Source organism: Marinimicrobium sp., from assembly GCF_002695945.1.
Classification (GTDB): Bacteria; Pseudomonadota; Gammaproteobacteria; order Pseudomonadales; family Cellvibrionaceae; genus Marinimicrobium; species Marinimicrobium koreense.
In genome coordinates this window covers 46100-61333 of record NZ_NZQP01000015.1, presented here as the reverse complement: position 1 = coordinate 61333, position 15234 = coordinate 46100, and the positions used below count along the sequence as shown (strand labels likewise).

Here is a 15234-nt window from a genome sequence, read left to right as displayed (position 1 = left end):
CGCGCGTTTTAACTCAACCACACCTTCGCCTATGTCCCGCGCCCGTTTCGAGAAATTCAAACAGGTCCTGCGCCAGCGTCAGCACGATATGACGCTGCTGACCGATCAGGTTCACAAAGCCCAGAATATTTCCGCCATGCTGCGCACCGCCGATGCCGTGGGTATGGCGGAAATCCATATGGTCCAACCTAGTCGAGGTCGGCTGGTTTATCACCACACCGCCGGGGGCAGCGGGCGCTTTACCGGTACCGTCGTCCACCCGGACATTCAGACCGGCATGGGTGTGCTTCGGGACAAGGGCTTCAAACTCTACGCCGCGCACTGGTCCGACCGCGCCATGCACTACCGGGAGGCCGATTACACCCAGCCCTTCGCGCTGGTGATGGGGGCTGAAAAAGAAGGCCTGAGCGACTACGCCGCCGAGCAGGCCGACGAGCACCTGACCATTCCCATTATTGGCATGGTGGAGAGTTACAACGTGAGTGTGGCTGCCGCAATCATTCTGCAGGAGGCCATGCACCAACGTCAGCAGCGGGGTATGTACGATCGCGAACTGGACGAGTGGGATCCGGCGGTGCGGGAGATTCTGTTTCGCTGGATGCACCCGCAGATGGTCCGCTATTGCGAGCGCTACGGACTGCCGTTCCCGGACATGGATGAAGACGGCGATATGATTCCACCCAAAGACGAGCGCTATCGAAGCCCTAAAGGCTAGATGACCGTGCGCAGCATTTCGATGGCCAGCCCCACCAGCAACAGGGCAAACAACCGCTTGAGCCAGGTCACCGGTAGCCGGTGCGCCAACCTGGCACCCACGGGCGCGGTCAGGTAGCTCATGGACGCAATCGCCAGCACGGCGGGCCAATAAACATAGCCCAGGGTATGCGCCGGTAACCCCGGCACCCCCCACCCATTCACCATATACCCGATGGCACCGGCCACGGCGATGGGCAGCCCCACCGCCGCCGAGGTGCCAATGGCTACTGGCAGGCGCACATTGCACCAGGTCAGAAACGGCACGGTCAGGGTGCCGCCACCAATGGCCACCAGCGCCGAGACGCCGCCGATACCCGACGCCACACCGACCAGCCCAGGCGTTCCGGGCAACTGGCGGGAAGGTTCGGGACGACGGTTCAGAATCATCTGCAAGGCGACATAGGCCATGAACACCGAAAAGAAGATCGCTAGCGGTTTCGGGGTCAACCAGGCCGCCAGGAAGGTGGCCGCGAAGGTCCCCACCAACACCCCCGGTGCCATGCGTGCCACCACGGGCCAGAGCACCGCTTTGTGACCGTGATGGGCCCGCAAGCTGGCTACCGCCGTGGGCACAATGGCGGCCATGGACGTGCCCAAAGCCAGGTGCACCAGATGCGCCTCGGGTAGCCCCTGAGCCGCAAACAGCAAGGTGAGCACCGGAACCATCAGGCCACCACCGCCGATGCCGAACAGGCCGGCCACCAACCCGGTGACCACCCCCAGCGCCATAAACCCCAGCAACCATTCCAGCATCAATAAGCTCCGGTCATGTCCTCGTACAGAAGCGACGCCATGACAAAGGGCCCGACCGCCTTGGGGTCATCTGCCCGGCGCGGCTCGCTGATGTAATAGTCATAGGTGCCCTCCCGGTATGGATCACCACCCAACCCGGCAACCGCACAGACGTTGGTGATGCTGATCGTTCCGTCATCGTTATGGCGGATAAATTCATCCACCACTCGCTGATAAGCACTCAGCCCCAAAGCTCGATACCGCTCGTCGATATAACCCTGCTCGCTGCCTTTGAGCAGGAAGTAAGTGAACATGGTTGACGCCGAAGACTCGAGGTAATTACCATCGCGCCCACCCATATTCACCACCTGCCACCAGACACCCGACTCCGGGTCGCGATGGGTTTCGATGGCGCGGGCCATTTTGTCGGCGATATCCAGCATCACGTCGCGGTCGGGGTGTTGCTCCGGCAGGTCATCAAGTACATCGACAATCGCCATGGCCAACCAGCCCATGGCCCGCCCCCAGGGCAGCTCAGACAGCCCCGTCTCGGAATCCGCCCAACGCTGCTCCCGACTTTCATCCCAGCCGTGATAGAAAAACTGCCCCTCGGCGTTCCAGTGATGTTTCGCCACCAGACGGAACTGATTGATGATGTCATCGTACAGCTCGGGCTCACCATAGGTGGCCGCATACCGGGAAAGAAACGGCGTGCCCATATACAGGCCGTCTAGCCACATCTGATGCGGGTACACTTTTTTGTGCCAGAAGCCGCCCTCACTCGTGCGCGGATGGTCGCGCATTTGACCGCGCAATTGCTCGATCGCCAGCCAGTACTTGTCTTCGCCGGTTTCCTGATGAAGTCCGATCAGAAACTTGCCCGGATTCACCCGATCAATGTTGTACAGGCTCTGGTCGTAAGTTCTGATATCGCCGTCGTCGCTGATCATGAAGTCGGCGAAGTCTTCCAGGTAATCGAAAAACCGCTCCTCGCCGGTAGCCCGCCACACGCGTTCGTGGGCGGTCATCATCAGGCCATGGGTGTATTCCCATTTGGGGGTTTCCCGAAAATCGACCATCCAGCCTTCGGGGTTGCGTTCAATGTCGGAGTCGGCCATCCAGACGGATAGCGGTCGGTTGGTGGTTGAAACGGAAGGATTGGTGTTGGTATTGATAGTGCAGGCGTACAGAGTAGCGACGGACAGCAAGACTATGCTGGCCAAACGCCAAAAGGGTTGATAATTCATTGTCTCTCTCCCGGTTTTGGTTTTTGTACCGGGACTATAGCGGGTGTTTGGGGAGATTCAAAGGGCTGGGTATTGGGGGTTTCTGAAAGGTTCGGCATCTACGGGGTACACCCGTCGGAGACCCGCCGTGAACCCGTCCATGGGGGCTTCTCATCGGCATCCATGCCTCAGAGAGTCTCCGACGGGTGTACCCCGCAGATGCCTAAGTGCCAACTAACTACCCGTTGTATCTCTAGTCGGAGGTGTCGGATTTGGCCGTGCCGCACCCCGGGAAAAAGGGCGCAGTTAATTCGCTGGCAGAGAGGTGGGGTGGAGGTATGTGGTTCATAGACTCTCGGAGACATGGATGTCGACGAGAAGCCCCCATGGATGGGTTCACGGCGGGTCTATGAACCACATACCTCCACCCCACCGCACCGTCTAAGAACCACTTCTTTGGGTCTTACTTCTTCGCGCGCTTACGCTCGTTTTCGGTGAGCAGTTTTTTGCGCAGGCGGATGCTCTCTGGTGTGACTTCCACCAGCTCGTCATCCTCGATAAACTCCAGCGCCTGCTCCAGGGTATGACGAACCGGTGGCGACAGGGTGAGGTTCTCATCGGTGCCGGAGGCACGCACGTTGGTCAGTTGCTTCGCCTTGGTCGGATTCACCACCAGATCATTGTTCCGCGAATGCAGACCAACGATCTGACCTTCATAGACCTCAACGCCAGCGTCAATGAACAGACGGCCGCGATCCTGCAGCGGGTGCAGACCGTAAGCCAGCGTCTTGCCCTTGACCATAGAAACCAACACGCCGTTCTGACGCTTGTGGTCCTCACCCGCTTTGACCGGGCCGTAGTGGTCAAAAATACTGGTCATGATGCCCGAACCGGACGTCAGGGTCAGGAACTGGCCGCGGAAACCGATCAAACCGCGCGAGGGAACCATGAACTCCAACTTCACCCGACCTTTACCGTCCGGCTCCATATTGGTCATTTCCGCTTTGCGCAGGCCCAGCTCTTCCATCACCGCGCCCTGGTGCTGTTCTTCAACGTCGATCACCACCTGCTCGAACGGCTCCTGGATCTGGCCGTCGATTTCCTTCTGGATGACTTCCGGGCGGGAAACACCCAGCTCAAAGCCTTCCCGGCGCATGTTTTCAATCAACACCGACAGGTGCAGCTCACCGCGACCGGAGACCACGAACTTGTCCGGGCTGTCGCCCTGACGAACCCGCAGAGCCACGTTGTGAATCAATTCCTGATCCAGACGCTCGCGGATGTTGCGTGAGGTGACGAACTTGCCTTCCTTACCGGCGAAGGGCGAGTCGTTGACCTGGAAGGTCATGCTGACAGTGGGCTCGTCCACACTCAATGCGGGCAGCGGATCGACATTCTCCGGGCTGCACAGAGTGTCGGAGATATCCAGACCATCAATACCGGTGATACAGACGATGTCGCCGGCGGTGGCGCGCGTGGTTTCCACCCGCTCCAGGCCGTGATAGCCCATCACCTGCAAGACCTTGGCCTTGCGGGTTTTCCCGTCGGGACGAGCCACAATCACCTGCTGGTTGGGCGAGAGGCTGCCGCGGGTAATGCGGCCCACACCGATGACGCCCACATAGCTGTTGTAGTCCAGCGCGGAAACCTGCATCTGGAAATCGCCTTCGATGTCGACATCCGGTGCCTTCACGTTATCGACGATCATCTGGAACAGCGGGGTCATGTCGTCGGCCAGCTCGTCCGGCTCCATGCCCGCCACACCGTTCAGGGCCGAGGCGTAGATGATCGGGAAATCGAGCTGCTCGTCGGTGGCGCCCAGACGGTCAAACAGGTCGAACACCTGGTCCACGGCCCAGTCCGGACGGGCGCCGGGGCGGTCAACCTTGTTCACTACCACAATCGGGTGCAGGCCTTTTTCAAAGGCCTTGCTGGTCACGAAGCGGGTCTGGGGCATGGGGCCGTCGACGGCGTCTACCAGCAGCAGCACCGAGTCCACCATGGACAGTACCCGCTCGACCTCACCGCCGAAGTCGGCGTGTCCGGGGGTGTCCACGATGTTGATGCGGTAGTCATTCCAGCGAATGGCCGTGTTCTTGGCCAGAATGGTAATGCCGCGTTCACGCTCCTGATCGTTGGAATCCATGATCCGCTCGGCGCCTTCGCTGCGTCGGTCCAGGGTGCCGGATTGGGACAGCAGTTTATCGACCAGGGTGGTTTTGCCGTGGTCAACGTGGGCGATAATGGCGATGTTACGCAAATTCTGAATAGCGGATTGGTCTGTCATGAAAACTCTCAGGAGGGAGGACTCTGGAAAAAGGCGGGCATTATACCTGCCAGAAGGCTTCACAGATATGAAAATTGCGGGAAAAGTGCGTAAAAAGACAAAAAAGTCCGTTCAGAGCGGCCCGAAAGGGCCTTACAAACCAAACATTCCCTTCTCTTCCTCGCCCGGCGCGATGAACTGGGTGCCGTCTTTGGCATATTGGAACAGTTCGATGTCCGTTGAGTCGGTGGCGGTAAAGCAGTTGATGAAGGTTTCCAGCGCCACGCCTTCTCGGGTGCGGTTGGGATAGATATCCGCCTCCATGAACACCTTGTACTGATTGTCCCCACGGTCGAGGCGGCTGGAAAACCGGTCCACTCTCAGGTTGGTCAGCCGGCGCCCGAACACCTCCCGGGCGTGAGCCGTACAGACCGCCTCGGCATCCGTCAGCGTTGTATGCCGGTACCGGGCCTCCTCGGCGTCGCGCGAGCCCCACAGCCCTGCGGGAATACCGGTGACGTACAGCGTTGAGCCGACCGAGAGAAATACCAACAGAAAAGCGATGCCCACCAGCGCCCATTTCTGGCCTGCAGATTCATTTCGGGACCGCGCAGCGGGTCGGGACATGCTCTGACTCTCCTGAGGCGGCCCTACTCCGGCCGATAAACACCAATATTGCGATGGCCCGCATCCATCAGGTGGGCCGCGTGCAGCTGACTCATCACCCCTTTTTCGCAGTACAGCAGGTAGCGGCGCTGCGGATCCAGCTTCCCGAACTGACCATTAAGCCTGAAAAACGGAATTTCCAGCAACTGATCTGCAGTCAACGCGAGGGGCTTGAGCCCCGCTTCGTCGGGATGGCGAATATCAATGACCACATCGCCCTCGCCCACCTGCGGCTCAACCGCCACATCCAGTTCCGTTTCACCTGCGTCCACCAAGTGATGTATCGGCGTCTGCGCGCGATCCTCAAGGGCCCGCTCCAACACGGTGAAATCGAAGCGGGCCTCTTCGGACTCCACCCGGTGCAATTTGGCGTTGGTGGTCGGGCGCACCGAAATCACCCCGCAGTACTCCGGCACATTCGCCGAGTAGGTTTCGGTGCCAATATCCCGGGACAACTGGATGATATCCCGCTTGTCCATGGCAATCAGCGGCCGTAGCACCAGGGTATCCGTGGCCCGATCAATGGCGTTCAGATTGGGGATGGTCTGGCTGGACACCTGGGCGACACTTTCACCGGTCACCAGGGCCTTCAGGTCCAGCTCTTCGGCAACCCGGCTGGCGGCGCGCAGCATCATCCGCTTGAGGATCACCCCCATGTAGGCGTTGTCGACCTTTTCCAGAATCTCGGCAACCACCCCTTCGAAGGGCACGGTGACAAACTGAACATTGTGGGAGGCCCCGTACTTCTGCCACAGATAGTAAGACACCTCCTTGACCGCCATCTCGTGGGCATGACCGCCGAGGCTGAAAAAACAGAAGTGGGTGCGCATGCCCCGCTTCATGGTGAGGTAGCTCGCCACAATGGAGTCGAAGCCACCGGACACCAGAGACAGGACGCCATCGTTCTGAGCGCCCAGGGGGTAGCCACCGAGCCCGCGGCGCAAATTCTCCAGCACAAACAGCCACTGGCGCTTGACCTCCAGCCGCACGGTAATGTCCGGGTCGCGCAGTTTGACGCCCGCCGCCTGGGTCTGCTGCAGCAGCCCGCCGCCGACATAGCGCTCGATGTCGGTGGAGCTGAAGTCGTGCTTACCACTGCGCTTGACCCGCACACAGAAGGTCTTGCCCGCCAGAGCCTCGGCCCAGCGGGCCCGGGTTTTGGCCAGAATATCGTCCAGATCCCCCAGAGGGTAGGCCTGCACCAACGCAAAGGCGTCGATACCCGGCGTGCGGGCCAGTACATCGGCCACCTGCCGCGTCAGCCGCTCGTCGGCCCCAGGAGCCTGCACTTCGACCTTTTCCCAATCCCGCTTGACCTGAATATCCTCCGACAGCGGCTGCAAAAGCCGACGCAGGTTGTCGCGCAGCTGCTTGATGAAGCGCTTGCGCACCGGCGGGCTCTTGATAATGATTTCGGGAAAAACCTTGACGATAAAATGCATGAACGCCTACTGTTGAAGAACTTGTCTTGCGGGAAAGGCGCGCATTATAAATCATGCGGCCACCCCAAACAAAAAGATCGGTCGCACCACAATGGTGCGTATTGGCGGTTTCGTGCACTATTTTAGATCACGACAACATCCATCTTGGTGCAGAAACCCCGCTGAACGCCCCGATCTGCCGCTTTTGCGCACGATGGCACACATCTTGCCCCTTTATCGCACACTGGCGCTGGCAAGATCGTCACAATCCGATGTAGCCGCCAGCGTGAAAACACGGTTTAATGCACAGGTTTTCTTATCCGTAGCCCCCGGGCTATTCTCAATTGGAGGCATTCAATGTCTAAAAAAACACTGGACCTGATCAAAGAACACGAAGCGCGTTGGGTCGACATGCGCTTTACCGACACTCGCGGTAAAGAGCAGCACGTCACCATCCCCGCCAAAGATGTGGACGAAGACTTCTTTGAAGACGGCAAGATGTTTGATGGCTCTTCCATCAATGGCTGGAAAGGCATCAACGACTCCGACATGATCCTGATGCCGGACGACGACACCGCCATTATGGACCCCTTCTCTGACAGCCCCACCGTCATTGTGCGCTGCAACATCGTTGAGCCGATGACCATGCAGGGCTATGACCGCGACCCGCGCTCCATCGGTCTGCGCGCTGAAGAGTACCTGAAGTCCACCGGCCTGGGTGACGTTGCCCTGTTTGGTCCGGAGCCCGAATTCTTCGTGTTCGACAGTGTTCAGTGGAACGCCACCATGGGCGGCGCTTTCTACAAGATCAACTCCGAAGAAGCGGCCTGGTCTTCCAGCGAAAGCTATGACGGCGGCAACACCGGTCACCGTCCGGGCGTGAAAGGCGGCTACTTCCCGGTACCTCCGGTCGACTCCCTGAACGACCTGCGTGGCGCCATGTGTGACGCTATGGAAGCCATGGGTCTGGAAATTGAAGTTCACCACCACGAAGTGGCGACTGCCGGCCAGTGTGAAATTGGCGTTGGCGCCAACACCCTGGTGAAGAAAGCGGACGAAGTGCAGATCCTGAAGTACTGCGTACACAACGTGGCGCACGCCTTCGGCCAGACCGCCACCTTCATGCCCAAGCCGCTGATCGGTGACAACGGCTCTGGTATGCACGTGCACCAGTCTTTCTCCAAAGACGGCAAGAACCAGTTCGCTGGCGACGGCTATGCTGGCATGAGCGAAACCGCTCTGTACTACATCGGCGGTATCATCAAGCACGCTCGCGCGCTGAACGCCTTCTGTAACGCCTCTACCAACTCGTACAAGCGTCTGGTACCCGGCTTTGAAGCCCCGGTGATGCTGGCTTACTCCGCCCGCAACCGTTCGGCCTCCATCCGGATTCCGTACGTAAACAGCGACAAGGCCCGTCGTATCGAGACCCGCTTCCCCGACCCGACCGCCAACCCCTACCTGGCGTTCGCGGCTCTGTTGATGGCAGGCCTGGACGGTGTACAGAACAAGATCCACCCCGGCGACCCCGCCGACAAGAACCTGTACGACCTGCCGCCGGAAGAAGGCAAGGCTATCCCGACCGTGGCTTCCAGCCTGGAACAGGCTCTGGACGCTCTGGACGAAGACCGCGACTTCCTGAAGGCCGGTGGTGTGTTCACTGACGACGTGATCGATGCCTTCATCGACCTGAAGCGTGAAGAGATCGAGCGCCTGAACATGACCCCGCACCCGGTTGAGTTCGAGCTGTACTATAGTTGCTAAAACGCCGCGGGCGCTAGCTGCTAACAACCGCTGTAGGCACTAGCTGCCAATTCGCGGTAAAAACCGGCTTTCGAGCCGGTGAATGACCAAAAGCCCGTTCAGGTGACTGAACGGGCTTTTGTTTTTATGGGTCCAAGGAGTAAGCTTTACTGTACCCCGCCACCACAAAGGCCGACACGGGACTCCTTTATGCGATCTGCACTGTTGCTTATCACCCTGATGCTGTTCAGCCTCCTGACAGTGGCCCAACCCATCTACAAAACCGTGGATGAAGAGGGACGGGTCAGCTACTCGGACAAGCCGCCCCGCGGCGTTCAGGAAGACGCCTCCGACGAGCTGCCTCCGGTCAACAACGTCCCCGGGCAGCCAGTCTCACCCCAGCGCCGAGCCACCGCCGACGAGGAAGCCCCCGGCCCGGTGGGCTATTCGATTGAAATCGTCTCCCCCCAGCCCGACAGCAGCGTCCCTCCCGGTCAGCGAGACCTGCCCATAGCCGTTCGGCTGCAACCAGCCCTGCAGCCCGGGCACGCACTGGTCTATTACTTGGACGGCGACCCAGTTGCCGAAACCCGGTCGACCCAGCATATTGTCCGGGAAATCTATCGGGGGACGCATACCGTTCGGGTCGAAATCCTGGATCCCCAAGGCCAGAGCCTGGCAGCGACCGCGCCGATCACCATTCATGTGCACCGCCCCAGCGTCATTCCCCGCGGTGGCAGCTGATCTCGCCTCAACGCACTGTTTGATGGCGCGAACGGCAGAGCTTTGCGCCACAAGCACCAACATGGTGCACACCCCTTCGAACTCGCCTACACTCCTCTCCGGAAGCGCCCAAAAATGGGCCTTTCCGCCGATACGCAGTTGGATTGCTTTTTGCATAGACCAGCCCTGAGGGCGGGCTCCATTTCAGTGCATAGAGCCGCACACCAGCCGCCTTTCTTCAATCAGACCGGGAGTCGATCCGAGAGTGAGTACCGGAGATCTTCACAAGCCGCTGCTGGACAGCCTGAGCACCGCCATCATTCTGGTGGACGGCGAGCTGCGGTTGCGCCATATGAACCCCGCCGCCGAGGCCCTGCTCGCCGTCAGTTGCGAGCGAACCCTTGGCGAGCCGCTTACCCAGTTTTTCTTCGAGTCCAGCGAGACCCCCGGACAGCTCAAATCCGCCGCCGAACAGGCCAACCACTACACCAAGCGCCACGCCGAATGGCAGCTGTTGACCGGCGGCCAGATTACCGTGGACTACACGGTCACCCCCTTTGGTGAGGCCTCCGGACTGGTCATCGAAATCCAGCCCATCGACCGCCTCCTGCGCATCAGCCGGGAAGAGATGCTGACCTCCTCGCAGGAGACCACCCGCAATCTGGTGCGCGGCATGGCCCACGAGATCAAAAACCCACTGGGCGGCATTCGCGGCGCAGCGCAGTTGCTGGCCCGGGAGCTGCCCGGTAGCGACCTGCAGGAATACACCGGGGTGATCATTGATGAAGCCGACCGGCTGCGCAATCTGGTGGACCGAATGCTCGGCCCGAACCAGTTGCCCCAGCGCCAGTGGCTGAACATTCACGAAGTGCTCGAGCGGGTGGCAACCATCATCAAGGCCGAGAGCAGCGGTTCTGTGACCCTGACCCGGGACTACGATCCCAGCATCCCGGACCTGAATGCCGATAAAGAGCAGCTGATTCAGGCACTGCTCAACATTGCTCGCAATGCCATGCAGGCGCTGCTGGAAAGTGGCACCGAGGCACCGGATATCCGACTGGTCACCCGAATTCAGCGCCGCTACACCATCGGGCGACACCACCACCCGCTGGTGTGCCGCATCGACATTGTCGACAACGGCCCTGGCATTCCCCAGGACATTCTCAAGAACATTTTTTACCCCATGATTTCCGGCCGGGCCGATGGCACCGGACTGGGGCTGACCATTTCGCAGCATTTGATTCACCAGCACCAGGGCCTGATCGAATGCGACAGTGAGCCGGGACAAACCCGCTTTTCGCTCTACCTACCTATGGAAGCTCAACATGCAGAAGTCTAACCGAGTCTGGATAATCGACGACGACCGATCCATTCGCTGGGTGCTTGAAAAAGCCCTGCAGGGTGCCGGCATTGAGGCGCGGGCCTTCGACTCCGGCGACAGCGCCATCAGCCAGTTGGGACGGGATGTGCCCGATGCCATCATCAGCGACATCCGGATGCCCGGTATTGATGGTCTGGCACTGCTCAAAGATCTGCACGCCCAACACCCGGACATTCCGATCATCATCATGACCGCCCACTCCGATTTGGACAGCGCGGTAGCGGCTTACCAGGGCGGCGCCTTTGAATACCTGCCCAAACCCTTTGACGTCGACGAAGCGGTAGCGGTAACCCAGCGGGCACTGGCCCATGCCCAGGAACAGAAAAGCGAAAGCGATGGCAGCGAAGCGGTTGAAGTCAACACCGAAATCATCGGTGAAGCGCCGGCCATGCAGGAAGTTTTCCGGGCCATTGGACGCCTGTCACAATCCAACATCACGGTACTGATCAACGGCCAGTCCGGTACTGGTAAAGAGCTGGTTGCCCACGCACTGCATCGCCACAGCCCCCGCCGGGAAGAACCTTTCATTGCTTTGAATATGGCGGCAATCCCCAAGGACCTGATGGAATCGGAGCTGTTCGGCCACGAAAAAGGCGCATTTACCGGCGCGGCCGCGCAACGTCAGGGCCGCTTTGAGCAGGCCAATGGCGGCACTCTGTTTCTGGACGAAATTGGCGATATGCCCGCCGAAACCCAGACCCGTCTGCTTCGAGTACTGGCCGACGGCGAGTTTTACCGGGTAGGCGGCCACACGCCGGTCAAAGTAGATGTTCGCATCATTGCCGCCACGCACCAGAACCTCGAAAACCTGGTTGCCGACGGTCGTTTTCGTGAAGACCTGTTTCACCGACTTAACGTCATCCGCATTCATATTCCCAAGCTGGCCGACCGCCGGGAAGATATTCCCAAGCTGGCCAAGTTCTTTCTGCAAAAAGCCGCTGGCGAACTGGATGTGGATACCAAGATTCTACTGCCGGAAACGGAAGAGTTTTTCTGCGCCCTCGCCTGGCCCGGCAATGTCCGTCAGTTGGAAAACACTTGCCGGTGGATTACCGTCATGGCGTCCGGGCGTGAAGTGCACATTGAAGATCTGCCGCCGGAACTGCTTCACCACAAGGAAGGCAACGCCCCCGCCGACGATTGGGAAAAGGCGCTGCGCCACTGGGCGGATCAGGCTCTGGCGCGCGGACACCACCAACTGTTGAGTGAAGCGGTACCCACTTTTGAACGGGCACTGATCGAAACCGCCCTGAAGTACACCGCAGGTCGGAAACGCGATGCCGCCAATCTTTTGGGATGGGGACGGAACACCCTGACTCGCAAACTGAAAGAGTTGGATATGGCGGGGGGAGATGATAGCGCTGAGCCCTGAAGCAAAGAGAAAGTCATTCTTACTACAATCAACGCCGTCGGGTGATGCATGGCACCCGACGCTTAATTCACTCTTGTTGCTTTGTCATACTTATGTAAACGGTACGCAATAATTGCCTCGGGTCATCGCAAAAAAGTCGTAACGGTTACACCCGGTTTATCCTCACGCAACCATTGCAAGCAGCTCTGCCTGTGCTAAAATCCACTCCCCCTATAAAAACTCACCCAAGCAAACGTCTCCCAAGAAGACGACCAATCGGCACTGGATTCTGCACCCCGACATTATTTACGGAGTGCGATACCGACACTATGATCAAATAGAGTGAGGCGCGACGCACAAACCGGAAAAGCCAACAGAGCTTACGGAAGACGTCAAAAAAAGCGCCCACTGATGAGAGACGAGAGACCGCAATGAGGAATAACCTCATTGTTATCAACCAAAGGAACAGACCGTGCCACACAATGCATTTTACGCGCAGTCCGGCGGCGTCACCGCTGTGATCAATGCGTCGGCTGCCGGTGTTATCGCCGAAGCCAAAGCCCACCCCGACACCATCGGTACGCTTTACGCTGGCCGAGACGGCATCATTGGCGCACTGACCGAAGAGTTGATCGACATCACCGCCGAGTCCGAGAGCGATCTGGCGGCACTGCTGCACACTCCGTCCGGCGCCTTTGGGTCCTGCCGCTACAAGCTCAAGTCGATAGAGGAACATCGCACCCAATACGAGCGCCTGATTGAGGTCTTCCGGGCCCACGATATTCGTTACTTTTTCTACAACGGTGGCGGCGACTCACAGGATACTGCGCACAAAGTCTCACAGTTGTCCGAAAAGATGGGCTTTCCCATCACCTGCATCGGTGTCCCCAAAACGATGGACAACGATCTGCCGATCACCGACTGCTGCCCGGGCTTTGGCTCCGTCGCAAAGTATACGGCAGTTTCCATCCTCGAGGCCTCCTTCGATGTCGCCTCCATGCAACGCACCTCCACCAAGGTGTTCGTCATGGAAGTCATGGGGCGCCACGCGGGCTGGGTTGCCGCCAGCGCCGGGTTGGCGCGGGACGAGCGGGGCATGGGACCGGACATCATTCTGTTCCCGGAAGTGCAGCTGGATGAATCACGCTTTCTGGAGCAGCTCGACCGGGTCGTTGCCGAGCGCGGCTTCTGCATGATCGTCGTGTCCGAGGGCGCGAAGGATGCAGCGGGTGAGTTTCTCTCCAGCTCCGGCAGCACCGACGCTTTTGGTCATGCCCAACTCGGTGGCGTTGCCCCCGTCATTGTGAACAAAATCAAACAGCATGCGGGTTACAAATGCCACTGGGCAGTCTGCGATTATCTGCAGCGGGCCGCCCGCCATATTGCGTCGAAAACCGATGTGGACCAGGCCTATGAACTCGGTCGCGCTGCCGTGCGGTACGCGGTCAACGGGGACAATGCCGTCATGCCAGTGGTGGTTCGTGAAAGCGATCAGCCTTACCGGTGGCACATCGACAAGGCGCCCCTGTCCGAGGTGGCCAACGTCGAGAAATGTCTACCCACCGACTTCATCAGCGACGACGGCTTTCATATTACCGAGAAAGCCCGTCGATACCTGTCGCCCCTCATCGAGGGAGAGGCCTATCCTCCCTATCAGAACGGTCTGCCCGATTATCGGGTACTGAACAAATCCGTGATTCCCAAAAAGTGTGCGGAATTTTACGATCTTTAATTGAATTGATTTTGACAGGGACACCGATGTTCTTCGGCGAAAGGGGTGAGAGCTTTTGGCCGGAGAAGGTGTCTCTGTCAATTCCCGGGGGAGCCCAACCTGCCATCACCGATGGCCAACACGATAGAGACGCACTCCAGTGCGCGTATCAACCAACTGAGAGACGAAAGACATGAACGATATCACCAAGCTGCTGGGTGAAGAGGCGGACAGCCTGCTCACTCACCGTTGTGAAAAAATCACTCAGGAACAGCTGACGCTTCCCGGTGCCGATTACGTCAGCCAGACCTTTTCCCAGACCGATCGCCCGATTCCGGTGCTTCGTGCCTATCAGCAACTGCTCAATCACGGCCGTCTGGCCGGCACGGGCTATCTGTCGATCCTGCCGGTGGACCAGGGGATTGAACACTCGGGGGGCGCTTCCTTCGCGCCCAACCCGCTGTACTTCGACCCCAAGAACATAGTCGAACTGGCCATTGAGGGCGGCTGTAATGCGGTGGCCTCAACCCTGGGGGCGCTGGGGTCCGTTGCCCGCCGGTACGCCCATCGTATTCCGTTCGTGGTCAAGCTGAACCACAACGATGCCCTGGTCTACCCGACCACTTACGATCAGACGCTGTTCGGGCAGGTCAAGCAGGCTTACGACATGGGAGCCGTTGCCATCGGCGCCACCATCTATTTCGGTTCGGAGAATTCCCGCCGTCAGTTGCAGGAAATCAGCGCCGCGTTCGAACAGGCGCACGAGCTTGGCATGATGACCATTCTCTGGACCTACTTGCGCAACGGTGATTTCAAACAGGATGGGGTTGACTACCATACCGCGGCCGACCTGACCGGTCAGGCCAACCACCTGGGCGTAACCATCAAGGCGGATATCATCAAGCAGAAAATGGCAGAGAACAACGGTGGCTTTAATGCGGTGAAGGTCGGGAAAACCCACCCGAAGGTTTACAGTCATTTATCCAGCGACCACCCGATTGATCTGGTCCGCTACCAGGTGGCCAACTGTTACATGGGTCGGATCGGCCTGATCAACTCCGGCGGCGCATCCACCGGTGCCGGTGATCTCGCTCAGGCGGTGCGCACCTCGGTGATCAACAAACGTGCCGGTGGCATGGGATTGATTTCCGGCCGCAAGGCGTTTCAGCGTCCCATGAACGAAGGGGTGGAACTGCTGAATGCGATTCAGGATGTGTACCTGGACAAGCGCATCACGATCGCCTAACCACGACGCACT

12 protein-coding genes are annotated in these 15234 nt (G+C 59.1%); 7 read left to right on the top strand and 5 right to left on the bottom strand.

The window, feature by feature from the left end; genetic code table 11:
- The first annotated feature begins 31 nt into the window (after positions 1-31).
- Positions 32-715 (top strand): TrmH family RNA methyltransferase, encoded by a 684-nt coding sequence (locus CMG77_RS02245; RefSeq protein ID WP_123639200.1) that lies wholly within the window; start codon positions 32-34, stop codon positions 713-715.
- On the opposite strand, the gene CMG77_RS02240 is transcribed toward CMG77_RS02245, so the two are convergent.
- The 5 genes from CMG77_RS02240 to thiI all read right to left on the bottom strand — a co-directional run bounded on the left by CMG77_RS02240 (position 712) and on the right by thiI (position 7088).
- Positions 712-1509: a sulfite exporter TauE/SafE family protein gene (locus CMG77_RS02240; protein WP_246004449.1), complete on the bottom strand. Its 798-nt coding sequence runs from the start codon at positions 1507-1509 to the stop codon at positions 712-714. The two genes, CMG77_RS02245 and CMG77_RS02240, sit on opposite strands and share 4 nt — an antisense overlap.
- Positions 1509-2735, bottom strand: coding sequence for a glycoside hydrolase family 88/105 protein (locus CMG77_RS02235; RefSeq protein ID WP_286807157.1), 1227 nt, complete (start codon positions 2733-2735; stop codon positions 1509-1511). Before CMG77_RS02235 ends, CMG77_RS02240 begins: the two co-directional genes overlap by 1 nt.
- Before the next feature lie 442 nt (positions 2736-3177).
- Positions 3178-5001: a translational GTPase TypA gene (gene typA / locus CMG77_RS02230; protein ID WP_036161415.1), complete on the bottom strand. Its 1824-nt coding sequence runs from the start codon at positions 4999-5001 to the stop codon at positions 3178-3180.
- Between the two features lie 132 nt (positions 5002-5133).
- Positions 5134-5607 (bottom strand): hypothetical protein, encoded by a 474-nt coding sequence (locus CMG77_RS02225; protein WP_286807156.1) that lies wholly within the window; start codon positions 5605-5607, stop codon positions 5134-5136.
- A 23-nt stretch (positions 5608-5630) separates the two neighbouring features.
- Entirely contained in the window at positions 5631-7088 is a 1458-nt protein-coding gene (gene thiI, locus CMG77_RS02220) for a tRNA uracil 4-sulfurtransferase ThiI (protein ID WP_286807155.1), read from the bottom strand.
- 336 nt (positions 7089-7424) lie between these two features.
- Between thiI and glnA the strand changes: the two genes are divergently transcribed.
- The 6 genes from glnA (at position 7425) to CMG77_RS02190 (ending at position 15222) form a co-directional block, all read left to right on the top strand.
- Positions 7425-8831 (top strand): glutamate--ammonia ligase, encoded by a 1407-nt coding sequence (gene glnA, locus CMG77_RS02215; RefSeq protein ID WP_123639205.1) that lies wholly within the window; start codon positions 7425-7427, stop codon positions 8829-8831.
- A gap of 189 nt (positions 8832-9020) precedes the next feature.
- On the top strand, positions 9021-9554 hold the full coding sequence (locus tag CMG77_RS02210) for a DUF4124 domain-containing protein (protein ID WP_286807154.1): 534 nt from the start codon (positions 9021-9023) through the stop codon (positions 9552-9554).
- A 244-nt stretch (positions 9555-9798) separates the two neighbouring features.
- The gene (glnL, locus tag CMG77_RS02205) at positions 9799-10872 is read left to right on the top strand and encodes a nitrogen regulation protein NR(II) (RefSeq protein WP_123639207.1); all 1074 of its coding nucleotides are present in this window, start codon (positions 9799-9801) and stop codon (positions 10870-10872) included.
- The gene (gene glnG, locus CMG77_RS02200; RefSeq protein WP_286807153.1) at positions 10859-12286 is read left to right on the top strand and encodes a nitrogen regulation protein NR(I); all 1428 of its coding nucleotides are present in this window, start codon (positions 10859-10861) and stop codon (positions 12284-12286) included. The genes glnL and glnG overlap by 14 nt, the downstream gene beginning before the upstream one ends.
- A 451-nt stretch (positions 12287-12737) precedes the next feature.
- On the top strand, positions 12738-13997 hold the full coding sequence (locus tag CMG77_RS02195) for a 6-phosphofructokinase (protein ID WP_286807152.1): 1260 nt from the start codon (positions 12738-12740) through the stop codon (positions 13995-13997).
- A 172-nt stretch (positions 13998-14169) separates the two neighbouring features.
- Complete coding sequence (locus CMG77_RS02190) at positions 14170-15222, top strand: class I fructose-bisphosphate aldolase (protein ID WP_286807151.1); 1053 nt, start codon at positions 14170-14172, stop codon at positions 15220-15222.
- The last annotated feature ends 12 nt before the right edge of the window (positions 15223-15234 follow it).